The 26,490-nt window shown below is 74.9% G+C and carries 15 protein-coding genes; 5 read left to right on the top strand and 10 right to left on the bottom strand.

The features are described 5' to 3' along the window. Positions 1–127 precede the first annotated feature (127 nt). Genes AOK24_RS11710 through AOK24_RS48435 form a run of 3 tightly spaced genes read left to right on the top strand, consistent with a single transcriptional unit; the run spans position 128 to position 4,397 of the window. Positions 128–1,957: an ABC transporter ATP-binding protein gene (locus AOK24_RS11710; protein ID WP_063799429.1), complete on the top strand. Its 1,830-nt coding sequence runs from the start codon at positions 128–130 to the stop codon at positions 1,955–1,957. Further along, the gene (locus AOK24_RS11705) at positions 1,954–3,702 is read left to right on the top strand and encodes an ABC transporter ATP-binding protein (protein ID WP_055720001.1); all 1,749 of its coding nucleotides are present in this window, start codon (positions 1,954–1,956) and stop codon (positions 3,700–3,702) included. The genes AOK24_RS11710 and AOK24_RS11705 overlap by 4 nt, the downstream gene beginning before the upstream one ends. Then, positions 3,699–4,397: a TetR/AcrR family transcriptional regulator gene (locus AOK24_RS48435; protein WP_055720000.1), complete on the top strand. Its 699-nt coding sequence runs from the start codon at positions 3,699–3,701 to the stop codon at positions 4,395–4,397. Before AOK24_RS11705 ends, AOK24_RS48435 begins: the two co-directional genes overlap by 4 nt. A gap of 123 nt (positions 4,398–4,520) precedes the next feature. Here the strand turns inward: AOK24_RS48435 and AOK24_RS11695 are convergent, their stop codons facing one another. The 9 genes from AOK24_RS11695 to AOK24_RS11655 form a co-directional block, all read right to left on the bottom strand. After that, a complete protein-coding gene (locus AOK24_RS11695; protein ID WP_063799428.1) occupies positions 4,521–6,158 on the bottom strand; it encodes a salicylate synthase in 1,638 nt (545 codons plus the stop codon). A 37-nt stretch (positions 6,159–6,195) separates the two neighbouring features. After that, positions 6,196–7,812 (bottom strand): (2,3-dihydroxybenzoyl)adenylate synthase, encoded by a 1,617-nt coding sequence (locus tag AOK24_RS11690; RefSeq protein WP_055719999.1) that lies wholly within the window; start codon positions 7,810–7,812, stop codon positions 6,196–6,198. Positions 7,813–7,858: 46 nt separating this feature from the next. Then, positions 7,859–8,878: a methyltransferase gene (locus tag AOK24_RS11685; RefSeq protein ID WP_055719998.1), complete on the bottom strand. Its 1,020-nt coding sequence runs from the start codon at positions 8,876–8,878 to the stop codon at positions 7,859–7,861. Positions 8,879–8,916: 38 nt separating this feature from the next. Then, positions 8,917–11,976 carry a type I polyketide synthase gene (locus AOK24_RS11680; RefSeq protein WP_055719997.1) on the bottom strand — a complete coding sequence of 1,020 codons (3,060 nt, stop codon included), beginning with the start codon at positions 11,974–11,976 and terminating at the stop codon, positions 8,917–8,919. Next, positions 11,973–15,398 (bottom strand): non-ribosomal peptide synthetase, encoded by a 3,426-nt coding sequence (locus AOK24_RS11675; RefSeq protein WP_055719996.1) that lies wholly within the window; start codon positions 15,396–15,398, stop codon positions 11,973–11,975. The genes AOK24_RS11680 and AOK24_RS11675 overlap by 4 nt, the downstream gene beginning before the upstream one ends. Continuing rightward, positions 15,395–18,694 carry a non-ribosomal peptide synthetase gene (locus tag AOK24_RS11670; RefSeq protein ID WP_055719995.1) on the bottom strand — a complete coding sequence of 1,100 codons (3,300 nt, stop codon included), beginning with the start codon at positions 18,692–18,694 and terminating at the stop codon, positions 15,395–15,397. The genes AOK24_RS11675 and AOK24_RS11670 overlap by 4 nt, the downstream gene beginning before the upstream one ends. Continuing rightward, the gene (locus AOK24_RS11665; RefSeq protein ID WP_055719994.1) at positions 18,691–19,635 is read right to left on the bottom strand and encodes a YqcI/YcgG family protein; all 945 of its coding nucleotides are present in this window, start codon (positions 19,633–19,635) and stop codon (positions 18,691–18,693) included. Before AOK24_RS11665 ends, AOK24_RS11670 begins: the two co-directional genes overlap by 4 nt. Positions 19,636–19,699: 64 nt before the next feature. Then, positions 19,700–21,139: a cupin domain-containing protein gene (locus tag AOK24_RS11660; RefSeq protein ID WP_055719993.1), complete on the bottom strand. Its 1,440-nt coding sequence runs from the start codon at positions 21,137–21,139 to the stop codon at positions 19,700–19,702. Between the two features lie 411 nt (positions 21,140–21,550). After that, complete coding sequence (locus AOK24_RS11655) at positions 21,551–22,276, bottom strand: TetR/AcrR family transcriptional regulator (protein ID WP_055719992.1); 726 nt, start codon at positions 22,274–22,276, stop codon at positions 21,551–21,553. Between the two features lie 406 nt (positions 22,277–22,682). Between AOK24_RS11655 and AOK24_RS11650 the strand changes: the two genes are divergently transcribed. Further along, positions 22,683–23,507, top strand: a complete 825-nt coding sequence (locus tag AOK24_RS11650; RefSeq protein ID WP_063799427.1) for a thioesterase II family protein — start codon at positions 22,683–22,685, stop codon at positions 23,505–23,507. Positions 23,508–23,630: 123 nt separating this feature from the next. Here AOK24_RS11650 and AOK24_RS11645 read toward each other — a convergent pair whose 3' ends face one another. Beyond that, positions 23,631–24,725 carry a cobalamin-independent methionine synthase II family protein gene (locus AOK24_RS11645; RefSeq protein ID WP_055719991.1) on the bottom strand — a complete coding sequence of 365 codons (1,095 nt, stop codon included), beginning with the start codon at positions 24,723–24,725 and terminating at the stop codon, positions 23,631–23,633. A gap of 244 nt (positions 24,726–24,969) precedes the next feature. Between AOK24_RS11645 and AOK24_RS11640 the strand changes: the two genes are divergently transcribed. Beyond that, positions 24,970–26,439, top strand: a complete 1,470-nt coding sequence (locus tag AOK24_RS11640; RefSeq protein ID WP_055719990.1) for an MFS transporter — start codon at positions 24,970–24,972, stop codon at positions 26,437–26,439. The last annotated feature ends 51 nt before the right edge of the window (positions 26,440–26,490 follow it).

Genomic DNA, 26,490 nt, shown 5'->3' with positions numbered 1-26,490 from the left:
AGGCCGATGGGAGCGCCTGAGGAGCCCCCGGGAGCCTTTGGAGAAAGGGTAGCCTTGCTTATTAATGACGACCTGTTGCAAACTATAGCCGCCCGCTGAACCCCCGTTCCTCCCAAGGAGTTTCCGCATGCCCGACGAGTCCACCGCCGCTCCAGGCGCATCCCCCCCGGCGGGCACCGGCACGGCCGGCCGGGCAGCGGCCCTCGCCGACCTCACCGCCGAGGTCAGACCCCGGGTCGTCACCGCCGCCGTCCTCGCGGCCGTCTCCGGTATCGCCTCCCTCGTCCCCTTCGCCGCCGTCCATCAGCTCGCCGTCGCGCTCTCCGGGGGCGATCCGGACCGGCGCGAGGTGTGGACGATCGTCGCGGTGACGGTCGCCGCCGTCGTCGTCCAGTTCCTCAGCCACGGCATCGCCGTGTCCCTGTCCCACCGGGCCGACATGGACATGCAGCTGCGGCTGCGCCGGTCCATGGCCGAACGGCTCTCCCGCGCCCCCCTCGGCTGGATCTCCGAACGCGGCGCGGGCCGCCTCAAGAGCACCCTCCAGGACGACGTCGAGGACATGCACTACCTCGTCGCCCACGCGCTGCCCGACTTCGTGGTCGCCGTTTCCACCCCGCTCGCCGCCATCGTCTACCTGTCCTTCGTGGACTGGCGGCTGATGCTCGTCTGCCTCGTCGGCATCCCCTGCTACCTGCTCGGACACCGGCTGATGATGAAGGTCGCCGGGAGCCGCATGCCCGCGATCGGCGCCGCGATGGGCCGGCTCAACAGCGCCGTCGTGGAGTTCGTGCAGGGCATCTCCGTGGTGAAGGCGTTCGGCCAGACCCGCCGCGCCCACAGCCGCTTCGCCGCAGCCGCGGACGACTACCTGGAGTCGTTCAGCGCCGCCAACGGCCCCATCATGCGCATCCAGTCGATCTCCACGGGCCTCCTGTCACCCGCCTCCACCCTGCTGATCGTCGCCCTCGCCGGCACCCTCTTCGTCGGCCAGGGCTGGGCCGACCCCCTCGACGTCGTCCCCTTCCTCACCCTCGGCCTCGGCCTCGCCGCCCCCGTCCTCGTCGTGGGCCTCGCCGCCAACTCGCTGCGCTCCGCCCGCCAGGCCGCCGACCGCGTCGGCGAACTCCTCTCCGTGGCCCCCCTGCCCGAACCCGAGCACCCCCTGATCCCCGCCGGGAACCGGGTGGAGCTGCGCGGTGTGACCTTCGGGTACGAACCCGGTGCCCCCGTCCTGCACGACGTGAGCGCCACCCTCGCCGAGGGCACGGTCACCGCGCTGGTCGGCCCCTCGGGATCCGGCAAGTCCACCCTGGCCGGCCTGCTCCCGAGGTTCGCCGACCCGGACAGCGGACAGATCCTCCTCGGCGGGGTCGACGTCCGCGACATCGCCGCCGACGAGCTCTACCGGCACGTCGGATTCGTCCTCCAGGACGCCCGGTTCCTGCGCGCCTCCGTCGCCGAGAACCTGCGCCTGGCCCGCCCCGACGCCACCGACGCCGAACTCGCCGACGTACTCGCCGCGGTCGCCCTCGACGAACGCATCGCCCGGCTGCCGCGCGGCACCGACTCCGTCATCGGCGAGGACGCCCTGTTCTCCGGCGGCGAGGCCCAGCGCCTGTCCATCGCCCGCGCCCTGCTCGCCGACACCCCCGTCCTCGTCCTGGACGAGGCCACCGCCTACGCCGACCCGGAGTCGGAGGCGGCCGTCCAGCGCGCCCTGTCCCGCCTGGTCGTCGGCCGGACCGTGCTGGTGATCGCCCACCGGCTGGGCAGCGTCGTCGACGCCGACCGCATCCTCGTCCTCGACGAGGGCCGCGTCGTCGAACAGGGCCGCCACGAACAACTCCGCACCGCCGGCGGCCTGTACGCCTCGATGTGGGCCACCTACCGCCGGCACACCGCCGCGGACCACGACGACGCCCTCGGCGCGGAGCAGATCGGAGCGAGGCCGTGATCAGACAGCTCTTCCAGGTGGTCGGCCCCGCCCTGCGCCGCCGCCTCGCCCTCCAGCTGGCCGTGCTCCTCGCCTACAGCGTCCTCCAGGGCGTGGCCTTCGTCCTGATCGTCCCGGTGCTGCGCCGGCTGCTCGCCGGGGACACGGACGCGGCCTGGCCGTGGGCCTGGGCCCTGACCGGCGTCGCCCTGGCGACCGCGGTCACCTACTACGTCCAGCAGATGCTCAGCTTCCAGGTGGCCCTCGCCGCCTCCCACCGCCTCTACCACCGGCTCGGCGACCACGTCTCCGCCCTGCCGCTGGGCTGGTTCTCCGGCGAACAGGTCGGCGGGCTCGGCCAGCTCGCCTCCCGGGGCGTGCCCCAGGTCAGGTCGATGGTGGCCCACCTGCTCCAGCCGCTGTGCACGGCGGTGGTGACCCCGCTGACCGTGGTGGCCGCCATGGCCTTCTTCGACTGGCGCCTCGCCCTGGCCACCGCCCTGTGCGCACCCTTCATGTACGTCACCTTCCGCTGGGCCATGAGCACGGTCGCGCGCGCCGACGAAGCCGCCGACCAGGCCGCCTCCGAGGCCAACGAGCGGGTCGTGGAGTACGTCCGCGCCCAGCCCGTGCTGCGCAGCACCGGCAGCACCGAGCGCGGCCGGGCCCTGCTGGAGTCGGCGCTCGCCGAACAGGACGCCGCCGCCCGCCGCCAGTCGGCCGCCATGGCGCCGGGCCGCACCTCCTTCCTCGCGGTCGTGCACCTCGCGGTCGCCGCCGTCGTGGTCGTCGGCGCGGTCCTCGGCCTCGACGGCTCGGTGGACGTCGCCGAACTGGTGGCCCTGCTGGTGCTGGTGGTCCGCTTCGCCGAACCCGTCTCCGGCATGGCCGAACTCGGCGGCAGCCTGCGCGGCGCGCGCGGCGCCCTGGCCCGGATCGAGACGCTCCTCGCCGCCCGCCCGCTGCCCGAACCCGAACGGCCCGGCCCGCCGCCGGCCGACTCCTCCCTGGAACTGCGCGACGTGCGCTTCTCCTACGAGGGAGCCCCCGACGCGAAGGCCGTCCTGGACGGCGTCTCGCTGCGGCTGCCCGCGCGCACCACGACCGCCGTCGTCGGTTCCTCCGGCTCCGGCAAGACCACCCTGATCCGGCTGCTGGCCCGCTTCTGGGACGTCGGCGACGGCGCCGTCCTGCTCGGCGGCACCGACGTCCGCGCCCTGGGCACCGACGCCCTCATGGACCACTTCTCGCTGGTCTTCCAGGACGTGTACCTGTTCGACGAGAGCATCCGCGACAACATCCGCCTCGGCCGCCCCGACGCGAGCGACGAGGAGGTCGAGGAGGCCGCCCGGCTCGCCCGGGTCGACGAGATCGTCGCCCGGCTCCCGCAGGGCTGGGACACCCGGGTCGGCGAGGGCGGCACCGCCCTGTCCGGCGGCGAGCGCCAGCGGGTCTCGCTGGCCCGCGCCCTGCTCAAGGACGCGCCCGTGATGCTGCTCGACGAGGCCACCTCCTCCCTCGACCCGGCCAACGAGGCCGCCGTGCAGCAGACCCTGGAGTCCCTCGCCGGGCGGCGCACCCTGGTCGTCGTCGCGCACCGGCTCCAGACCGTCGTACGCGCCGACCTGATCGTCGTCCTGGACGACGGGCGGATCGTGGAGAGCGGCACGCACGCCGAACTCCTCGCGCGCGGCGGCCGGTACGCCGACTTCTGGCACGACCGCGACCGCACCCACGGCTGGCGGCTCACGGAAGGCGCCCGGTGACCGCACCGGACAACGGCGGGCGCCTGGGCAAACGTCCCGGGCGCCGCCCCCGGGTGGACCTCGGCCGCGTCGTGGACGCGGTCGCCGAGGAGGGGTTCCAGGGCATCACCGTCTCCTCGGTCGCCGAACGCCTCGGGGTGCGCTCCTCCACCCTGTACCGCTACTTCGCCACCCGCGACGACCTGCTCGCCCACGCCGTGGACGCCCAGTTCGCGTGCGCCGAACAGCCCGCCGGGGCCCCCGAGTGGCGCGGCTGCCTGGAGGCGCACGCCTGGGCCCTGTGGGAGGTGTACGCCCGCAACCCCGGACTCGCCCAGGCGGTCACCACGCTCCCCGTGACCCCGCCCGCCCTGACCCGGCGGATCGACGCGGCGGCGGTGCACCTGCTCGACCTGGGGTTCGCCCCCGAGGACGCGGTCCTCGCCGTTGACGTGATCGGCGAACTCACCCTGGACACCTTCCTGCTGGGGCGCATCGCGCAGACCAGGCCCGACCGGTCCGCCACCCCCGCGCCGGACCGGCGCACCCGGGTCGCCGCCGCCGCTCCGCTCCTCGACCCGCGGCTGCGCGGGCTGATCGAGGAGGTCGTGACGGCGGCGCCGCGCGCCTGGTTCGGCCGCAAGCTCGCCCTGGTCCTCGACGGTCTGCGGGCCCGGGCGCCGGCCGGGCCCGCGGACTCCACGGCCACCGTGTGAGGGAAGGGCCGGGAGCGGGGCGGGCGCCTGGACCTCGCCCGCCCCGCTCCCGGCCCGGCAAAGGGGTGGTGGCACCGGAGCCGTGGGCGGCCCCGGCGCCACCACCCCTACGGGGGACGGCGCTCAGTCCGCCGAGGCGTCCCGCACCAGCTCCGCCCATGCGCCGAGCCGGGGCGCCCGCGCGAGATCGGCGAGCCGCAGCCGTACGCCGTACGCGCTCCACTTGCTCACCAGCGTCATCATCCCCACCGAGTCCAGGCCCTGGACCAGCAGACTCTCCTCGGGGTCGATCTCGGTGCCCGGGCGGCGCAGGGTCTCGGCGATGTCCCGGCGCATGACCTCGACGGTGAGCCGGGACCCGCCCGGCACCGCACCATCCGGCACAGCATCGCCCGGCACCGCACCGGCCGACACCACGCTGAGGGAGACGCTGCGCAGCTTCTCGCACGTCTCGGTGAACTCCCGCTCCGGCGTCGACTGCCCGACGATCCCCGCACCGGCCCGCAGCCAGGTCCGGTCCTCGCGCTGGTACACCGACCGCAGCACCAGCGCCGCGTCCAGCGTGCCGTCCTGCCCGACCGTGAGGACCGCGCCCCCGTACAGGCCGCGCGGCTCCGACTCCAGGCGGCGGATCGCGTCGTACGCCTCGGGCTTGGGGATGCCGGAGGCCGTCACCGCCGGGAACAGCGCGGCCAGCGCCGCCCAGCAGTCGCGGCCCGGGGCGAGCCGCCCGTACAGGTCGGAGGCCAGGTGCTGGGCCGTGCCGCGCTCCTTGACGGTCAGGTACTCCGAGACCCGGATCGAGCCGGGCACGCAGATCTCCTCCAGTTCGTCGAAGGACGTACGGACGCTCACGGCGTGCTCGTACACCTCCTTCGGGTCCTGGAGCAGTTCCTCGCGCAGTCTGCGGTCCTCGCCCGGGGAGCCGGTCAGGGCGCGGGTGCCGGCCAGCGGCTGGGTCCGCACCCGGCCGTCCGCCTCGACGGACAGCACGATCTCCGGGCTGAACCCGGCCGCGCGCTCCCCGCCGAGGTGCAGCAGGAAGGAGCGCGCCGGGGTGTTGCGCGCCCGGCCGTGCGTGTAGGTCGCGACCAGGTCGACCGGCTCCGGCACCCGCACCACCCGGGAGAGGATCACCTTGCGCAGCGCGCTGTCCTGGATCTCCCGCACGGCGCCCGCGACCGCCTTGCGGTAGAGGTCGCTCTCGTCGCGCTCCACGTCGACGCCGACCAGCGCCGGTGCCGCCCCGGCCGCCGGGTCCGCCGCGGCCAGCGCGGCCACGGCGGACCGGGTCAGCGGCTGCGCGAGGTCCAGGGCCCGCACCGTCGCCGAGCCCGCCTCGATGCGGATCTCGGTGTGCGGCACCACCAGGCGCAGCAGCGCGGTGTCCGGCGGGAGGTCGGCCAGCGCGGGGGTGCCGCAGAAGGACAGCTCGAAGGCCGCCGTGCCGTACGCGCGCCAGTCCTCGACGGGCAGCTCCGCCAGCAGCTCCCGCACGGTGTCGCCGGGATGCCCCTGCCAGGCGGCCGTGCGCTCACCGCCCGGCCCCGACAGACGCACGAGCGAGGGGGTGACGGTCACCTCGGCGACCACCCCCAGGGCGAGCGACCAGACACCCCGGCGCTCGTACAGGACGTACGGCTCGTGGTGGGCCAGGCGGGCCACGCGCACGGCGGCGGCCATCGGGTCGCCCGACAGGGGCGGACGCAGCAGGTCGTAGGAGGCGGAACGGACAGAGGGGGTGGGTGTGACGGAGGACAACGGGAACTCCCTTGCCAGTGGGGGGTGTTGGAACGGGTCAGCGGTCCGCCGCGAGCGCGGTCAGCGCCCGGCGGTCGATCTTCCCGACGCCGGTGAGCGGCCACGACGCGACCGTCTCCACCTGCTGCGGCCACTTGAAGGCGGCGAGCCCGCGCTCCCGCAGGAACGCGCCGAGCGACGCGACGTCGGGGCCGGGCGCGGCGGCGTCCGGGGCGAGCAGCAGGCAGGCGCAGACACGCTCGCCGAGCACGGCGTCGGGCACGCCGACGACCACCGCCTGGGCGATCGCCGGATGGGCCAGCAGATGCTGCTCCACCTCCTCGGGGGAGACCTTCTCGCCGGCCCGGTTGATCTGCTCCTTCACCCGGCCCACGACGGTGAGGCCGCCGTCCGGGGTGCGCCGGACCAGGTCACCGGAGCGGTAGAAGCCGTCGGGGGTGAAAGCGCGGGCGTTGTGCTCCGGGGCCCGGTAGTAGCCGCGCAGCGTGTAGGGGCCGCGGGTGAGGAGTTCGCCCGGCGCGTCCCCGGCGTCGGTGCCGTCCTCGGCGAGGACGCGGATCTCGTCGGCGGGGGAGACGGGACGGCCCTGGGTGGTCGCCACGACCTCCTCGGGGTCGTCGAGCCGGGTCGCGCACAGCAGCCCCTCCGCCATGCCGAACACCTGCTGGAGCCGGCAGTCCAGCGCCTTCGGCAGCAGCCGCGCGGTCTCCTCCGGGAGCCGGGCGCCGCCCACCTGTACCAGCCGCAGGCTGGAGAGGTCGGAGGCGTCCCACTCCACGGCCCGCGACCACAGCGCGGCCAGCGGCGGCACCAGCGCGGTGACCGTCACCCGCTCCCGTTCGATCAGCGGGAACACCTCGGGCGGGCTGGCGTTCTCGGCGAGCACCGTCGCCGCACCCGCCCCGATCGCGCCCAGCAGCCCCGGGCACGCCAGCGGGAAGTTGTGCCCGATGGGCAGGACCACCAAGTGGACGTCGTCGGCGGTGAGTTCACAGACGGCGGCCATGGTGCGCGCGTTGTAGGCGTAGTCGTCGTGCGTGCGCGGGATCAGCTTGGGCAGCCCGGTGGACCCCCCGGACAGCAGCAGCAGCGCGGGCCCCGCCGGATCGGGCTCGGCCAGCTCCACCGGCTCCCGGTCCAGGGCCGCGTACGGCGTGGTCAGCCCGCTGTCGTCGGCCTCACCGACGATCACCGCGTGCCGCAGCGACCGGCACTGCTCCAGGAGGGCGCGCGCGGTGGGCCGGTGGTCCTCGCCCTCCAGTTCGGCGGCGGTGACGTACGCGACCGCCTCCGCCAGGTCGCACAGGTGCCGCAGCTCGCTGATCCGGTGCCCGGGCAGCGCGAGCACCGGCAGCGCGCCGAGCCGCAGCAGCGCGAACAGCAGCACCCCGAACTCGGTCCGGTTGGGCAGTTGCACGAGCACCCGGTCGCCGGGCCGCACACCCGCCAGGGCCAGGCCGGACGCGATCCGGTCGGCGCCCGTGTCGAGACCGGCGAAGGTGAGCCGGGTACGGGAGTCGGCCAGCGCGGTGCGCGGCCCGTGCCGCCCGGCCGCCACCCGCAGCAGCCGTCCCAGGGGCTCGCCCCGCCAGTAACCCTCCTTCCGGTACCGCTCGGCCGACGGGCCGGGCCAGGGAACGAAGCCGTCCTGCATGGGAGTCCTTTCCGGGGTGGCGAGGGAGGGGCGAGGGGGCGGTGGATCAGACCGGGCGGGCCTCGATCACGCACTCCTCGTCGGGCCGCAGATCGCTGGAGGACAGTTCGAGATCGGCCCGCGCGAACAGCTCCCGGTACTGCTCGGGGGTCCGCAGCCGCGCCTGGAGCAGCACGAACATGTACAGGTCCAGGGCGCGCACGTAGTGGGTGCGGTCCTCGTCGGTCGGCATGTGGCCGACGACGACGAGCCGGGACCCGGGGTGCATGGCCGCCCGCACCCGCCGCAGGATGCGCACGGAGTCCTCGTCGTTCCAGTTCCCGATGACCCGCGACAGCAGGTACACGTCGCCGCCGGCCGGGACCTCGTCGAAGAAGCTGCCCGCCACCACCGTGGCCCGGCCCGCGACCCCGGCGTCCGCGAGCAGCTTGTCCGCGCCCCGCACCGCGTTGGGCAGGTCGAACACCGTGCCCGTCAGATGCGGGTGCGCGGTCAGCAGGCCCGCGATCATGGCGCCCCGGCCGCCGCCGATGTCGACGACCCGCGCGCCCTCGGGGAACGCGTACCGCGACCCGACCGAGCGCCCGGCGGCGGACTCGGCCATCGCGCGGTGGAACACCCCGGAGAAGTCGGCGTGGTCGGGGTCCGACATGTGCGCGAACAGCGGCCTGCCGTACGCGGCGTCGAAGGCGGGCTCCCCGGTGCGCGCGGTGTGCGCGGCCTTCGCCCAGGCCCGCGCGAACTCCTCCATGCCGGTCAGCCGGCACATCTCCCGCATCCCCTCCGGGTGGCCGGTGCGCAGCACCTCGCCCACCTCGGTCAGCGAGAACGTGCCGTCCGGGTGCGCGTCGAGGACACCGGCCGCCGCAGCGGCGTACAGGAAGCGGCTGAGGCCGTCCGCGTCGGCGCCGGCCCGCGCGGCCAGGTCGGCGGCGGTGCGCGGGGTGTCGAGATGGTCGGCGATGCCGAGTTCGGCGAGCGCCGAGACGGCGGCGGAGATCCAGCCGGCCGAGACGACCTCGATGAGGCGCAGCCGGGGCGGGAGAGCGGAACGGGAGTCGGACATCGTGGTTCCTGTTCGTTCGGGACACACCGCGCGGTGTGTCAGGAGGGGGAGTTAGCCGAGGCGGCCTGGGCGAGGAAACCGGCCGGGGTCAGCCGCTGGGCGAGATAGAGCTGCCGCACCGACAGCTCGGCCCCCAGCAGGTCCCGGACCTGGGCGGTGAGGCGCATCAGGAGCAGCGAGTCGCCGCCCAGGTCGAAGAAGTTGTCGTCGGGGGCGATGCCCTGGACACCGAGGGCGCGTTCCCACAGCGCGACGACCTCCCCGAGCGGCCCGTCGCTCTGCGGGACGCGACCGGCCGAGGTCCCTTCGGCGGGTACGGCACGGTCCGGGTCGGCGGCCGGCACCGGCCCGCCCGCCGGGGCCTCGCCGCGCGGCGGCGGGTCGATCCAGTGCCGGGCCCGCTCGAAGGGGTACCCGGGCAGCGGCACCGGCCGGGGACGGCGGGTACGGCGCCCGGTGAGCCGCCAGGCCCCGGCGGCGGCGTCGGCGCCGTGGCACCACAGCGCGCCCAGCGCCTCCAGCAGGAACACCTCGTCGCTCTGCTCCGCGTACGCGTGCCGCAGCGCCGGCACCACGGGCGCGTCCGGGCCCAGCACCTGCCGGGCCAGCTTGCCGAGGCCGCCGCCCGGACCCGCTTCCACCAGCAGGGGGGCCGGATCGGCCGCGCCGAGGGTCTCCAGCGCGTCGGCGAACCGCACGGTCTCGCGGCTGTGCCGGACCCAGTAGCCGGGGTCGGTGGCCTGCTCGGCGGTGATCCAGGTGCCCGTCACGTTGGAGACGTACGGCACGGACGGCGGCTTCAGCGACAGCCCCGCGACCAGCGCCCGGTACTCGTCGAGCACCGGGTCCAGCAGCGGGGTGTGCACCGCCGACGGGACGCGCAGCCGGTGGTGGTCGGCGCCCGCCTCGGCGAGCCGGCTCTCCAGCGCGACGATCGCCTCCGTGGTGCCGGACACCGTGCACGCCTCGCCCGAGTTGACGGCCGCGATCGCCGTGTCCGGGCCGAGCAGCGGGGCGAGGGCGTCCCGCGACAGCCGGACGCTGAGCGCGACACCGCCGACGGCACCGAACAGCCGCTCCCGCTCCGCGACCAGCGGCAGGACGTCCGCCAGGTCGAGGACCCCGGCGAGACAGGCCGCCGTGTACTCGCCGAGGCTGTGCCCGAGCAGCGCCACCGGCGGCAGGCCGTGGCTCTCCAGCAGCCGCGCCAGCGCGTACTCGGTGGCCACCAGCGCCGGGAACGCCGCAGGCCGCAGGCCCGTGGAGACCCCGTCGAGACGGGCGGTGTGCTCCCCGGGCGCGGCGGCGGCCCGCCGCTCGCCCGTGCCGTACAGCGCGGTCCGCAGGTCGTGGCCGAGCACGGGCCGCAGGATGCGGGCGCACTCGTCGACGACGTCCCGGAAGACCGGCTCCCGCGCGTACAGGCCGGCGCCCATGCCGTCGTAGTGGACACCCCCGCCCGGCAGCAGCAGCGCCACCGGCCGCTCCTGCGCCGGACGCGGCGCCGTACGCGGCGGGGTCCGCAGCTCCTCGGCGGCCCGCCCCGGCTCCCGTACGACGACGGCCCGGCGCAGCGGGTGCGCCGCGCGTCCGGCGGCGAGGGTGTGGGCGACGTCCTGCGGGTCGAGGTCCGGGTGCGCGTCGAGGTGGTCGGCGAGGCGGTGGGCCACCGCGTCGAGGGCGGCCGGGGTGCGCGCGGACAGCACCCACAGGGTCGCCGCGTCGGTGTCGGCATCGGCGTCTGCGCCGGTCGGTCGCGCCTCGGGTGCCGGGGCCTGTTCGAGGACGGCGTGCGCGTTCGTGCCGCCGATGCCGAAGGAGCTGACGGCGGCCCGCCGGATGCCCGGCACCCGCCAGGGCCCCGCCTCGGCGGCCGGCACGAAGGGCGCGCCGGACCAGTCGAAGAGCGGGCTCGGCGTGTCGTGGTGCAGGCTCGCCGGGACCACCCCGTGCTCCAGCGCGAGGACGGCCTTGATCAGCCCCGCGACACCGGCGGCGGCGTCCAGATGGCCGACGTTGGTCTTCACCGAGCCGACGAGGCACCCGCCGGGATGCCCGCCGGCCCGCTCGAACGCGTCGCGCAGCGCCGTCAGTTCGACGGGGTCGCCGACCGGGGTGCCGGTGCCGTGCGCCTCGACGTACCCGATGCTCCCGGCGTCCAGGCCGGCCTCCGCCAGCGCGGCCACGATCACCTCGGTCTGGCCCGCCGCGCTGGGCGCGCTGAAGCCGACCTTGCGGTCGCCGTCGTTGTTGACGGCGGTGCCCCGGATCACCGCCCGGATCGTGTCGCCGTCGGCCAGCGCGTCCGGGAGGCGCTTGAGGACGACGGCCCCGGCGCCGTCCCCCGCGCTCATCCCGGCGGCGCCCGCGTCGAACGCCCGCACCCGGCCGTCGGGCGAGTACGGCCCGTCCTGCACGTACCGGTAGCCCAGCCGGGCCTGCGGGTTGAGCGCCACGCCCCCGGCCAGCGCCAGGTCGCAGCGGTGGGCCAGCAGGTCCTGGCAGGCCAGGTGGACCGCGACGAGCGAGGTCGAGCAGGCGGTCTGCACGCTGACGCTGGGCCCGGTCAGCCCCAGCAGGTAGGAGACGCGGGTGGGCAGGGTGCCCGGCGAGTTCCCGGACAGCGCCGCCATCTGGTCCAGGGAGCCCGGCACGCCCGCGTACCAGGGCGCCAGGTTCTGCGCGTAGTAGCGGCTCACCCCCGCCCCCGCGTACACACCGACCGGGCCCGGGCACCGCGCGGGCACGTACCCGCTGTCCTCGAAGGCGTGGTGGGCGACCTCCAGGAACACCCGCTGCTGCGGGTCCAGGAGCGCGGCCTCGGTCGGCCCGTAGCCGAAGTACGCGGCGTCGAACCGGTCGGCGCCCTCGATCTCGCGCACCACCCGGACGTGGTACGGATCGTCGAGGAGCGCGGCGTCCCCGCCGGCGGCGAGGTAGTCCGCGTCGTCGAGGACGGTCAGACTGTCCCGGCCGGCCACCAGGTTCGCCCAGAACGCCTCCGCCGTCGGAGCCCCCGGGAACCGGGCGGCGAGACCGACGACCGCGACACTGAACTCGGGGTCGTGCTGCGGGTCGGACGCATACGGATCACTCATGTGCGCGGCGCTCCTCGCTGTGGGCCGGTACCGGTGGTGGTGGTCCTGCGGGCGGCGGCCCGGTCCCGCACCGCCCGCCGCCGCTCGACCCGCGCCCCCGCCTCGTCCGGGGCCGGGGCGCCGTCCGCCGAGGCGGCCCGCTCCCGGTCGTCGAGGAGCCGGGCCAGGTCCGCCACGGTCGGATGGGCGAACAGGTCGACGACGCTGACCCGGCGGCCGAGCTCGCGCTCCAGGGCGGCCTGGACGCGCAGGGTGAGCAGCGAATGGCCGCCCAGGTCGAAGAAGTTGTCGCGGGCGCCGACCTGCGGCACGCCCAGCACCTCGGCCCACACCCGGGCCACGGCACGCTCCAGACCGTCCCGGGGGTCGAGGTAGGGCGCGCTGACCGGGACCCGGGCCGGCAGCGCGGCCAGCGCCGCCCGGTCCACCTTGCCCGACGGCATCAGCGGCAGCTCCGGCAGCACCTGCACGGACTGCGGCACCGCGTACTCGGGGAGCCGCTCGGCGGCGAAGGCGCGCACCGCGTCCTCGGCGGGCGCCGCAGCGTCCGAGCGGGCCAGGCAGTACGCGGCCAGATGCCCCGTGCCCGGCGTGTCCTCCCGCAGCAGCACCACCGCCTGGCGCACCTCGGGATGGCGGGCGAGAACCGACTCGACCTCCTCCAGCTCGACCCGGTGGCCCCGGATCTTGATCTGCCGGTCGGCACGCCCCAGGAACTCGATCACGCCGTCGGGCCGCAGCCGTCCCAGGTCCCCGGTGGCGTACAGCCGGGCACCGGGCACGTCGCCGAACGGGTCCGGTACGAACCGGTCCGCGGTGCGCCGCAGGTCGCCGAGGTAGCCGTCGGCCACCTGGACGCCGCCGACGTGGATCTCCCCGGGCACCCCGGGCGGCACCGGACGCAGGCCCGGACCGAGCACGTACAGCCGGGTGTTGGGGTTCGGGCGGCCGATCGTGACCCCGGTGCGCCGGCTCTCCCCCCGGTAGACCTCGCAGCTGACGCCGATGGTCGCCTCGGCCGGTCCGTAGCCGTGGTACATCGTGCTGTGCGGCAGCCGCTCACGGAACCGGGCGAACAGCTCCGGGGTGAGGACCTCCCCGCCGCACCACACATGGCGCAGGCCCGGCGCGACGGCCGCGATGCCGGGGCGCTCCAGCATCGCGTCGAGCATGGTGGAGGTGACGTACACGAAGGCCACCCGCTCCTTCGCCGTCACCGCGATCAGGGCGTCCGGGTCCTTGTCGGCGCCGGGCGGCGCGAGCACCAGACGCGCCCCGCAGCTCAGCGGCAGGAAGATCTCGTTGACGGAGATGTCGAAGCCGAGCGGCGCCTTGTGCAGCACGCCGTCGCCGGGCGCGAGGCCGAGCAGCTCCGACTGCCAGGGCAGCCGGTTGCGGATGCCCGCGTGGGTGATCATGGCGCCCTTGGGGCGGCCCGTGGACCCCGAGGTGTAGATGACGTACGCGAGGCCGCCGGGCCGGTGCACGGACGCGAACCCGTCCTCGTCCGGCCCGGCTTCCCCGTCCGGCTCGTCCGGGTCGAACACCGGGACGTCGCCCCAGCGGTCCGCGTCCCGGGAGAGCACGGCGGCCGGGGACGCGTCGGCGACGACCTCCTCGACCCGGCGCGCCGGCCAGGCCGGCTCCAGCGGGACGAACGCCGCACCCGTCTTCAGGGCCGCCAGCATCCCCACCACCAGCCCCGCCGAACGCTCCAGATGCACCCCGACGAGCCGGCCGGGACCCGCGCCGGCGCCCGCCAGCCGCCGGGCCAGCCGACCGGCCGCCGCGTCCAGCCGCCGGTACGTCCACCGGTCGTCGCCGTCGACGAGGGCCTCGTCGTCCGGCGCGCTGCGCACCCGCGCCTCGAACAGGCCGTGCAAGGTGTCCGGGGTCAGCAGGCCGGGCCGGTCGGTGGCGTTCCAGTCCCGCACGATCTGCCGCCACTGCGCCTCGGAGAGCATCGGCAGGTCGGCCACCGGGGTGTCGGGCGCGTCCACGGCGCCGCCCAGCAGCCGCCCGAGGTGCTCCAGGAGCCGGGCCACCGTGGCCTCGGTGTACAGCTCGGTGCGGTAGGTGGCGCCGAGTTCGGTCCCCGCGCCGGTCGCGACGGCCTCGACGGCGAGGTCGAAGCGCGCCGTGCCGCCCGGCACCGCGACCTCCGTGACCGAGACACCGGGCAGGTCGAGGCCGTCGAGGGGGCCGGTGCGCGCGGAGAACATGGTGTCGGCCAGCGGACTGCGCCCCGCCCCCCGGTACGGCCGCACGGCCTCCACGACCCGGTCGAACGGCACGCCCTGGTGCGCGTAGGTGGCCAGGCACTCGGCGCGCACCCGGCCCAGCAGGTCCCGGAAGCTCGGGTTCCCGGACAGGTCGACGCGCAGCACCACGCTGTTGCCGAAGTTCCCGACCAGGTCGCGCACACCGGGGGCCTCCCGGTGCACGACCGGGGTGGCGACGCAGAGGTCGCTCTGTCCCGTGTACCGGTGCAGCAGCGTCAGATACCCGGCCAGCAGCGCCATGAAGGGGGTCACCGAGGCGGTGCGGGCGAGCGCCGTGAGCCGCTCGTGGACACCCGGCGCGAGCGGGTGCGCCACCCGGGCGCCGGCCTCGCCCGCCGTCGCGGGCCGGGGCAGGTCCGGCAGCGGCGCGGCCGGCGGCGGGGGTGGGGTGAGGCGCTCCCGCCAGTAGGCGAGGTCGGCCTCCGGCGCGGGACGCTCCCGGGCCGCGTGCTCGCCGTACTGGAGCGGCAGCGGCGCGGGCGGGATCGCCGGGGTACAGGTCGCGTTCCGGTAGCCGGCGCTCACGTCGCCGAACAGGGGGTCCCAGCTGAGGTCGTCGCAGGCGATGTGGTGCAGGACGACGAGCAGGAGGTGGCGGTCGGGCCCCGTGCGGTACAGGCGCAGCCGCAGCGGGGTCTGCGCCGCGAGGTCGAAGGGGAGGGCGGCGGCCTCGGCGGCCCAGCGCACCGCGTCAGCGAGGCCCGCGGCGTCCCCGGTGCCATGAGTGTCTGCGGCGGCCTCGGCGTTCTCTGCGTTCGCGACGTCCTCGATGTCGATGACCGGTTCGGCGGCCGGGAGCACGTGCTGGGACGGCAGGCCGTCGGGGCCCGTCCGGTAGACCGTGCGCAGGATCTCGTGCCGCTCGACGACCCCGGCGAACGCCGTCCGCAGGGCCTCGGCGGACAGCGGGCCGTCGAGGCGGGCGGCGACCGCCAGGTTGTAGGCGGCGCTGTCCGGGCGCGCGTGCTGGTGGAACCACATGCGGTACTGGGCGGCCGACAGCACGCCGGTCCGCTCCGCCGCACTCTCGGCGCTCTCGGCGGGCGCCGCGCTCTCCTGGGCGAGGAGCGCCCGCAGCAGCCGTCGGCGGGCCTCGTCGGGGTCCGCCGGGGCGGTGTCGTGGTACGGGTCGGGGGTCATGACCTGTCCTTCGGAGGTACGGGGACGGTGGTGTCCCGGCCGTCGGCCAGGGCCGCGTTCACCTGGTCGTCCGTCAGGGCCGCCACGTCCGTGAACAGCCGTGCCACCAGGTCGAGACGGCCCGGCGCGCTCTCCTCCGCGCGCAGGGCGGCGGCCATGCCGGTGACGGTGAGCGTGCCGAACAGGGCGCGGGCGGTGAGGCGTTCGCCCTCGAAGACGCCGCGCAGCCGGGTCAGCAGCCGGGCGCCCAGCAGCGAGTCGCCGCCGAGGGCGAAGAAGTCCTCGTCGGGACCGACGCGGTCGACCCCGAGGACCCGGGCCCACTCCTCGGCGAGCAGCCGCTCCAGCGGCGAGTCCGCCGTGTCGCGCCGCGCCGGTGCGGGGGCGCCGCCCGGCTCGGGGACGGACGCCGCGAGCAGCGGCCGGTCGACCTTGCCGTTCGGGGTGAGCGGGAAGTCGTCCACGAAGACGACCGCCGCCGGGACCAGGTGCCCGGGCAGCCGCGCGGCGAGGAAGCCCCGCAGGCCCTCGGCGTCCGCCACGGCACCGGCCCTGAGCCGTACGTGCGCGGCGAGCGCCCGCACCCCGTTGCGGCCGGGCATCGGAACCCCGGTCACGACCGCCCGGTCCACGTCCGGGTGCGCGGCGAGCGCCGCCTCCGTCTCACCCGGCTCGACGCGCTGCCCGCGCACCTTCACCTGGAGGTCGGCGCGGCCGGCGAACTCCAGGGTGCCGTCGGGCAGATAGCGGCCCAGGTCGCCGGTGCGGTAGAGGCGCTCGCCGGTCACCGGGTGGCGGACGAACACGGCCGCCGTGCGCTCGGGGTCCTGCCAGTAGCCGCGCGCGAGACCGGGCCCCGCGCAGTACATCTCGCCGGTCACCCCGTCCGGCCGCTCCCGGAGCCGCTCGTCGAGCAGGTGGTAGACGGTGTTCGCGATCGGCCTGCCGTACGGGATGCTCGTCCGGTCGAGGTCGGCTCCGGTCACCGGGTGCCAGATGTTCCACAGCGTGGTCTCGGTGGGGCCGCCGACGCTCACCAGTCGGGCGTGCGGGGCGAGTTCGGCCAGCGCGCGGGCCGTCTCCGGCGGTATCCAGTCCCCGCCGCTGAAGGCGAGCCGCAGCCCGGCCAGCGCCTCCCGCGCCGCCGGGTGGTCGAGGAGCATCTCCAGCATCGCGGGCACCGAGTTCCACAAGGTGACCCCGTGCTCGCGCATCAGCCGCGTCCAGTGGTCCGGGTCGCGCACCGCGTCCGCGTCCGGCAGGACGAGTGTGCCGCCCGCGCCGAGCACCCCGAGCAGGTCGAAGGCGGCCATGTCGTGGTGGAGCGCGGTCAGCCCGAGGACCACGTCCCGCTCGCCGACGCCGAACGTCTCCACGGTCTCGCGCAGCGCGTTGACCATGCCGCGGTGCTCGGTCATCACCCCCTTGGGCACCCCGGTCGACCCCGACGTGAACAGGACGTACAGCAGGTCGTCCGGCGTCTGGAGCAGCTCGTCGGGCGCGGGCGGCGCGGCCTCGGGCCACTCGGCGTCGACGGCGAGGGCCGTCACCCCCTCCGGCAGCTCCGGCACCTCGCCGCCGGCCCGGACCAGGATCGTGCGCACCCCGGTCCGCGCCAGCAACTCCCGTATCCGCGCGGGGGGTTGGGCCGGGTCGAGGGGCAGGTAGGCGGCGCCGCCGAGCAGTGTCCCGTACACGGCGACCGCCTGCTGCCACCCCTTGTCGATCAGGACGGCGACGACGTCGCCGCGCCCGGCGCCCCGCGCGGCGAGGGCGGCACCCAGCCGGCTGGACGCGTCGAGCAGTTCGCCGTACGTCAGCGTGGCCGAGGAGGTGACGACGGCCACCGCGCCGGGCTCGCGCCGTGCCCGCTCGACGAACGCGGCGTGCGCGGGCACCTCCGGCAGCGGACGGGCGCGCCCCCGTACGGCCAGGCGCCGGGCGCGCTGCGCGGGCGGCAGCACGTCGAGGTCGACCGCCGTCCAGGCCGTCTCGTCGTGCCGCAGCCGCTCCAGCAGCCCGCCGAACGCCTCGTACATGGCGGCCGGCATGCCCGGCGGGAACAGTTCCTCGACGACGTCCCAGTTGTGGACGAGCCGCCCCTGCCGTTCGTCGAGCTGGACGTCGAGACAGACCTGCGGGGTCTGCGAGACGCCGTACACCTGACGCCACGTCCGGTCCAGGGCGGTGCCCTCGGGGTCGGCCCAGGCGAGGGTGGAGGTGAGCACCACCGGCATCCGGGCGTGCTCCATCCCGCCGCGCACCCGGGCGAGTTCGCGCAGCATCCACGCGCCGCTCACCTCGGGGTGGCTGAGGTCCTCCCACAGCCGGTGCTGGATGCGCGCGGCCCGCTCGGTGAAGGTCGTGCCCGCTTCCCGCTGGTCGACCTCGACCAGGCTGAACGAGGCGAACTCGCCCACCAGCCGGTCGACCTGCTGGTGCAGCGGCAGCCGGTTCATCCGGGGCACGTTCACCGTGAAGTGGGCCTGCTCGCTCCACGCGGCGAGAATCTCCGCGAACACGGCGAGCAGCAGCGCGGACGGGGTCAGCCCGGCGCGCGCCGCCCGCTCCTTGAGCGCCGCCCAGTCCCCGGCCTCCAGCACCGCCTCGTGGCGCGTGAACCGGGGTACGGCGACGGAGGCGAGGTCGGCGACCATCGGCAGGCGCGGCGCGGGCGGCAGCGCGGCGACCCGCTCCCGCCAGTACGCCTGCGCCTTGCGGTACTCCTCGCCCTCCTCCACAGCCGCCGCCGCGAGGACGTACTCGCGGAAGCCCGTGGTGAGTTCGGGCAGCCGCGCGTCCGGGTCCTCGTAGAGCCGCGACAGCTCGCCGGAGAGCACATGCCAGCTGGCGAAGTCGCAGACGAGGCCGTCGAAGCCGATGAACACCCGCACCAGGTCCGGCCGCAGCCGCACGACCGTCACCCCGAACAGCGGCCAGCGGTCCGGCGGCCGTACCGCGTGGGAGAGCCGCTCGCGCAGGTCGGCCAGCGTCTGTTCCTGGCGCGCGGGGTCCGCGTCGCGCAGGTCGACGAGGTCGGGGACGAACGGCGGCAGGTCCGGCAGCACCCGCTGGGTGAGGGTCTGCGGGTCGATGACGGCGCGCAGCATGGCGTGCCGTTCGACCAGCAGCCGCCAGGCGGTCGCGAACCGGTCGGTGTCGAGGTCGCCCTCGAACTCGAAGTAGGCGTGCGTGGACACGTTGCCGAGTTCGAAGACGTTGCCCCGGCCCAGCAGGTAGGCGCGCTGGGTGTCGGTGAGGGGGAAGGGCTCGTGGCGGGGGTCGGCGGCGGTCATGCGGGGCCCTGCCCGGCCTGGGCGATGTGGTCGAGGCAGCCGTCCCGGGTGCCGGTGGTGCCGGTGGCCCGCCAGCCGGCCGGCAGGTCACGGCCCGTCTCCCACACCGAGTACCGGCCGGCCTCGTTGACGACGACGCTCCAGGAGCCGGGGGCCGGCGCCGGGGCGGCCCGGGTGACGGAGCGGCCCGCGTGGAAGGGGCAGCGCTCGTCGGGGGCCGAGGGCGTGTTGTCGTCGTCCAGGAAGTACTGGCGCCACTCCCGGTTGTCCTCGTCGCCGTAGGACCCCAGGTGCGGGGAGGGGGCGACCGCGTCGTACCGGCGCAGGCGGGCCCGGATCGTGCGGCGGGCGGCGGCGCCGCGCGGGGTGTCGGCCTCCAGGCCCTCGAAGACCCAGCGCGGCTGGAAGGTGATCATGAACTGGTCGGCGTGCCGGCTGCGCCGCCTGCTGTGCACCGGGGTGTTGCAGACCACGAAGATCGGCGTGCCGCCGAAGGCGAACTCCCACATCAGGTCGTCGGGGTCGGCGGGCAGCTCGGCGGGCCAGGGCTGGGTGTCCTTGGCCACCAGGTAGCGCAGGACCGACCAGAACCGCTCCCGGTAGACGTCCATGGAGGCCGGCTCGTCCTCGGGCCGGAACAGCACCACGAGGGAGGTCTCCCGGTCCAGCGAGCGGTACTCGTCGAGGTACCGGCGCAGCAGGTCAGGCAGGCTCGACCAGTCGTCGGGGCGGTCCGTGCCGTCGACGTAGCCGAGGCGCAGCGTCCCCTTCCGGGCGGCGGCCACGGCGAAGGTGCACGGGAACAGGTCGGTCCCCGACAGGACGGAGTCGAAGAACCGCTCGGCGCTCGCCGCTCCCCACTCCGGGGTCTCGCCGATCGTGACGGCCGCAGGGGAGGTTCTTCTCGGATTCCTTTTCGTATGTCCACTGTTTTCGGGCATGCTGATGCCTGGCTCCGCTCTGGTGAAAAAAGTTCCGGGAATCGGGCCTGGAGAAAAGGTCAGGTCACTCGGTCGTTCCGCTGACGAATTCCCGGAACATTTCCTCGGGGATGATCGGCTGGTGGTAGACGCAGGTGCCGGACAGGACCACGGACCCGTGCAGCCGGGAGGTCGGGATGAGGAGCTTGTCGCCCTCGGAGAGCGCGATCCGGTGCGTCACGTTGTTCCAGAAGTGCATCTGGCCGCTCTCGATCATGACCAGGCGGTGTTCGTCGTGGACGTGCGTGGTGGAGGTCTCCTCGTGGCTCTCCACGAACGTGTCGAGGTCGACCTCGATGCGCTCGCTGACCAGCTTGTGCTGGATGCGCTCGGCGGCGGTCTTGTAGTCCTCGATGCGGTCGGCCCACACCAGCTGCGCCGTGAGGTCGGCGTTCCACCGCTCGGCGAACCGGGCGGCGTCGGCGAACCCCCGGTGGAAGGCGGTGACCTGGTCCGCGCCGAACACCTCGGGCAGCGGCCCCAGGAGCCGGTCCACCAGAGCGTCCGTGCCCTGCGGGCCGACCGGCGCGACCGAGTCGAAGTAGGCGGCACGCAGGTTCAGCGCGCCGCGCAGGGTGTCGCGCGCGTGCGGTGCGCACGCCGCCTGGTCGATCAGGAAGTGCGCGACGGCGCCCAGGAGTTCGGGCAGCCGGTCACCGGCCAGGGACAGCCCCAGCAGGTGGTTGCCGCGCGCCAGCGAGGTGCCGAGCGAGAACTGCCAGTAGGCGGCGGGCGAACAGGTCAGTCCGGCGCCGCTGAACAGGCTGCGGTAGAGCTCGGCGGCCTCCACCCAGCCCCGCCGGATCTCCTGGAGCTCGGCGCGCAGCCCGGGGTGGGCGAGCGAGGTCTCGGCGAGCGCGCCCCGGCCGATGGCGGTGTACGCGGCAGGCAGGAACACGCCGGCCTGGATCAGCAGGAAGGTGGCCGCGCTGTTCGCGTCCTTGCGCCCGGCGGCGGTCGCGAACGCGCTGTACGGCTCGGCGGCCCGGCGCTCGGCGTACTCCCGGACCACGGCCTTCAGCGCGTCGGCGGTGGGCGCGGGCAACTCCTCGCGGCCCTCGTCGAGATGGCCGAGGAGGTGGTTCTCCAGGACCGGCCGCACCAGCGTGCCCAGCAGCCGGTTCGCGGCGGAGTGGAAGTGCGCGCCGTCCGCGGCGGCGGCCGGGTCGGCCTGCGGCGGCAGGACGGCCGTCTCCGCGTCGTAGACGTTGCGCAGCATGCGGTGGCCGAGGAGGCCGCTGAGCAGGAGCTGGCGCTCGTCCGGCAGCACGGGGGAGTAGTCCAGCCAGGCCAGGTCGTCCGGCCGGACCGGGCGGCGGAAGGGGTTGCGCGGGTTGGTGAGCTCCTCCGCCGTGGCCGCGCGGAAGGCGGTGTTCGCGGCGTACGCCTTGAGGAGGGCGTTGGGGTCGGCGGTCAGCTCGCCGACGAGGTCCGTGACGGTGCGGGGGGTGGGCTGTGTGGACACGGGATCTGGACCTTTCGCGACGTACGTGTGAAGGGGACGTGCGTGTGCGACTCAGGTGCGGAGACGGCGTCCTCGGGCAGGCGGACGCACCGGCACGCCGAGGGCGCGCGGGCGGAGCCGCCGGTGAGGGCGGTGGAGTGAGGAACGGCCGCGTGGGCACGGCCGGAGAAACCGCATGACGGACAGGACGCCGCTCTGCCGCACCTGCCGTGGCGGTGAGCGAAAAATGGAGCCTGAATACGTCGGCCGGGGCGGGGCCGGTGAATTGCGCAAGCTCAGCGGCGGAAAGAGAACGCCTGTGGTGATTGATCGGTCGAACAGGCGAGCGTCGGTAGCGTAGGCATACCTAATCCGGCGGCGCAAGCCTGGACCCGCTGATGTCCCAGGTTCTGAGAGGAAGGAGATATTCCGCTATTCCCGCGGGTTTTTCCCGGCCGCCGGGACCGTGGCCGCGATGCCGTCGAGAATGACCTCGATCTTCCGGTTCAGCCAGTCCTCGGGCCGGCCGCCGACCACCCGCTCGAAGGCGTCGGCCACCGGTCCCGGCACCGCGTCGCGCACGTCGTCCAGCATCACGCGCCGCAGCTGCGCGGTCTCCTCGGTGTTCGTGGCGGGCTGCCCCTCCTGCTGGCCCGCCAGGAAGAACAGCAGGACCTGCTCGTTGACCAGGTCCTGGGCCAGGACGGCGAACTCCGGGTCGAGACCGGTGTCGACCAGGACGGCGGCGGTCCGGGCGCCCTGGCGGGCGTACTCCACGAGGCCCCCGCGCAGCGCCGCCACGTGCAGGGCGAGACCCGGATGGGCCTCGAACATCCGGAACGTGGTCCTGGCCAGCGCCCGCAGATACGGCCGCCAGCTCGGACAGGGGGCCGGCCAGTCCATGGCGGCCACCACGTGGTCGGCGGCGGCGGCCAGCAGCGCGCCCTTGTGCGGGAAGTAGCGGTAGAGCGTGGAGTGCTTCACCCCCAGGTGCCGGGCCACCGCACTCATGCTGAGCTCCTCGAACCCCACGGCGACCGCCGCCGCGACGATGGCGTCGTGCCCGATCTGGGGCGGCCGGCCGATCTTGGGCACCCGCAGCCGGGCGCTGAGTTCCGCGTGCGGACGGTTCGGGTCGCTGGGAGTTGCCTCGTGCATACGGCCATTGTCGCCGAGGCCGCCCGCGCCGCGTGGACCGGGGCCGCGCGGAAGAGGGCGCGCGGCGGGAAACGAACGCCGCAATCACGTCATCGACGGACGGGGGCCGAGGTGCCGGTGAGGTGCGCCGTACGCCAGTGACGGTGGGGTTTCCGGCGTTCGCGCGGGGCGGGTGAGGGTCGGTCGAGCGGCGAGATCACGCCAGTTTGCGACAGGTGGTCATTAAAAAATTAGGGTACCCATGCTAGTTTTTTACCGAGGTGGCTCGAACTCGAAGGCGTGTCCGCACCTGCCGCGGCGCGTCCTGCCGAGACCCGTGTTCATCCGGATGTTCTGAGCGAGCGGAAACCGAGTGTGTCCGTACGGCCGGGGCGGCCTCGCGGGCCCGCATCCAAGGGGGAACTTCATGGAACGTGCCGGCTCCACCGGACCACCCGCACCATCCGCACCACCCGCCGCACCGGGACGCTGGCTGCGCTGCCTGCGCCCCGCCCGGGCCGACGCGGCCACCCGCCTGATCCTCCTGCCGCACGCCGGCGGCGCCTCCGGCTTCTTCCGGGACTGGCCCGCCGCGCTGCCACCCGACGTCGAACCGTGGGTCGTGCAGTACCCGGGCCGTGAACGCCGGGCCGCGGAACCCCCGCCCACCGCCCTGTCCGACCTGGCCGAAGGCGCCGCCGGGGAACTCCTCCCGCTGCTGGACCGGCCCACCGCGGTCTTCGGGCACAGCATGGGGGCGACCGTCGGCTACGAACTGCTCCGCCTGCTGGAGCGCTCCTCCCCGGACCGGTCCGAGCGGGTGGCGCACCTCTTCGTGTCGGCCCGCCAGGCCCCGCACCGCCCCCGCCGCGAACAGGTGCACCAACTCCCCGACGACGATTTCGCCGCCGTGGTGCGCGGCCACGGCGGCACCCACGACGAGGTGCTCGCCAACCCGGAGCTGCGCGAGCTGTTCCTGCCGCTCCTGCGGGGCGACTACCGCATGGCCGAGACCCACCGGCCCACCCCGGTCGCGCCCCCGCTGGACGTCGACATCACCGTGCTGACCGGCGACGACGACCCCTCCGTCGACCCCGCCGAGGCGGCCCGCTGGTCCGACGCGAGCCGCGCCCGCTTCACCCACCACCGCCTGCCCGGCGGCCACTTCTACCTCGTCCCGCGCCTCGCCGAGGTCGCCGGGGTGGTGGTCCGCGCGCTGCGGGACTCCGCGGCGCGGCGCTGCCCGGCGTGAGGGCAGGGCGGCGGACGCCCGGTCGGGAAGGTGGCACAGGCTCTGCGGGGCCGGCGCCCGGCCGGAAAGGTGACACCGGCTCCGAGGGGCCGGCGTCCGGCACCGGCCCCCCGCGCCCCGCCGCTACAGGGCCGCCGCCAGCTCCGCCACCCGGTACAGCTTGGCGGCCTGGGTCGCGGCGCTGATGAGGTTGGCGCCCGCCGCCACCGAGGCGAAGCCGCACTGCGGGGAGACGGAGACCCGCTCGCGGTCCACGTACCGGGACGCCTCGCCGACCCGGGCCAGCAGCCCCTCCAGCGGCTCCACCTCGTCCCGCTTGGTGGAGACGAGACCGAGGACGACCCGCTTGTCCTCGGGGAGCGCGGCCAGCGGCGAGAAGTCGCCGGACCGCTCGTCGTCGTACTCCAGGAGATACGTGTCGACGTGCGGCGTCCGGGCGAAGACGCGCTCGGCGAGCCACCCGTAGCCGCCCGAAGCGGCCCACATGCCACGGAAGTTGCCCTTGCACAGGTGCAGCGAGACCGAGACGCCGGGGACGGCCGCCAGCGAGTCGATCAGCGCGCACCCTTCCGACAGCGTGCGCTCCACCGAGATGCCCAGTTCCTCCCGCGCGCGCCGCTGCTCCTCGTCCACGAGGACCGCCATGTCCGGCGCGTCGATCTGCACGCGCGTACACCCCAGAGCGGCCAGCTCCTCGATCTGGGCACGCAGCAGCGCGGTCCAGTCGGCGAACAGGTCGAACGGGTCGGGGTACACCCCCGCCGTGCGCTCGGCCGACCAGAAGCCGTACAGCATCAGCGGGCTCGGTACGGTGATCTTGACCGGGCGGTCGGTCCGGCCGCGCAGGTAGACGTACTCCTCGACCCCGATGTTGCGGCCCGGGGTGATCCGTTCGACCACGGCGATCGGGTTGTCGACCTCGTAGGTGCCGCCCGACTCGGAGTCGGCGGCGATCGGGGCCTCGTGGTCGAGGGCGCCGGGCACCGTGGCCAGCAGGTGGTCCATGAACGAGGTGCGCCGCATCTCCCCGTCGTTGACGACGTCGAGCCCGGCCGCCTCCTGGAGCCGCAGCGCCTCCAGGGCGGCCCGGTCCTCGACGGCCTTGAGGTCCGCCGCCGTCGACCGGCCGGCCCGGAAGTCGGCGCGGGCGGCGGTGAGATAGGCCGGGCGCAGGAGTGATCCGATGGCCTGGCCTCTGACTGCGGGTGTGTCGCTCATGTCTGTCCCCCTCGGAACGAACGCGTGCCGGTGGCCGCGCTCGCGGCTCTGCCCGTACCGGCACACGAGTCAAAGTAAGTCGCACCTTACTCATTAGTGTCAACCTGTCATTAAGGATCGGGCAAAGCTGGGAAGGTAACCCTTGCCTATTAATGACAGGGTGTTGCAAACTGGTGGTGCCGACCCGGTTCCTCCCCCGTATCCGGGTCGGCACTTCCCTGTTCACGGCCTTGAGGTGCCTGCCATGCCCGAGACGTCCCCCCGTTCCCCCGGCCTGCTGCTGACCGCGCTGTGCGCGGCCGGCATGCTCGCCGCGACCATGCAGACCGCCGTCGTCCCGATCCTCGGGAACATCGGCGACCAGACCGGCGCGAGCCCGGGCGCCCTCAGCTGGATCGTCACGGCCAACCTGCTGTCCTCGGCGGTGACCACCCCGCTCTTCGGCCGCCTCGGCGACCTGCGCGGCAAGCGCGGCGCGATGATGCTGTGCCTGCTGCTGATGCTCGCGGGCAGCGTCCTCGCCGCGATCACGACCTCCCTGCCGCTGCTCGTCCTCGCCCGGGTCCTCCAGGGCGCGGTCACCGGCGTCTTCCCGCTCGCCCTGAGCGTCGCCCGGGACACCGTGCCCCGGGAGCGGCTGACCGGGGCGATGGCCCTGATCAGCGCCACCCTCTCGATAGGCGGCAGTATCGGCCTCGTCGCCGCGGGGCTGCTCGCCTCCGACGGCGCCGACTACCGCAACGTGTTCTGGCTGGCCTCGGCGGTCGGCGTCCTCGCGCTCGGCGCCGTGGCCGCCTGGGTGCCGGCCGACACCCGGCGGTCCGAAGGCGGCCTCGACTGGGCCGGCGCGCTGCTGCTCGGCGGCGCCCTCGTCCTCGTCCTGCTGCCGCTGTCCCAGGGCGGCGCCTGGGGCTGGAGCTCCCCGGTCACGCTCACGCTCTTCGCCGCCGCGCCGGTCGCCCTCGCCTGCTGGGTCCTGCTGGAGCGCCGGGTCGACGCCCCGCTCGTGGACGTCCGGATGCTCACCCGGCGCACCTTCCTGCTGACCAACGTCACCGCGGTCCTCATGGGCTTCGCGATGTTCGGCCTCTACCTCGGCGTCTCCGACTTCGTCCAGATGCCCAGCGCCGAGGCGGGGTACGGGTTCACCGCCTCCGTGCTGTCGGCGGCCACCGTGTACCTGCTGCCCGCCGCGCTGGTCAGCCTCGTCGCGGCTCCCGTCGGCGGCATCCTGGTCAAGCGGTACTCCGGGCGCGCGGTGCTCGCCGTCTCGGGCCTCGCGGGACTCGCCGGCTTCGGCTCGCTCACGCTGTGGCACGGCTCGACGGGCGCCGTGATCGCCGGCGCGCTGGTGGCGGGCGGCTCCCTGAGCCTCGCCTACGCCGCGATGCCGGCGCTGGTCGTGCAGTCCGTGCCGGCGGCCAGGACCGGCATTGCCAACAGCATCAACTCCATCGGCCGCTCCGTCGGCGCGTCCGCCGCCGGCGCGGTGGTCGCGGCGCTCCTGGTGGCCACCACCCGGCGCACCACGGGACTGCCCGCCGAGTCCGGCTTCACCTGGGTCTTCGCCCTCTCCGCGACAGCCGGCGCACTCACGGCGTGCGCCGCCCTCCTGATCCCCCGGACCCCGCCGACGGTCCTGTCCGGCGCGGCACCGACAGGGACGGCCGCCGAGACGGCTGCTGATGTGACGGCTGCCCGCAGGGCGGGGTGAACGCAGGGCGGGGCCGGGCCGGTTGGGGCGCGCGTGAGGTGGGGGTCGATC

This window comes from Streptomyces niveiscabiei (genome assembly GCF_001419795.1).
Taxonomy (GTDB): domain Bacteria; phylum Actinomycetota; class Actinomycetes; order Streptomycetales; family Streptomycetaceae; genus Streptomyces; species Streptomyces niveiscabiei.
Note: the sequence above shows the minus strand (reverse complement) of the source record. Positions and strands in the feature narration are given on the sequence as shown.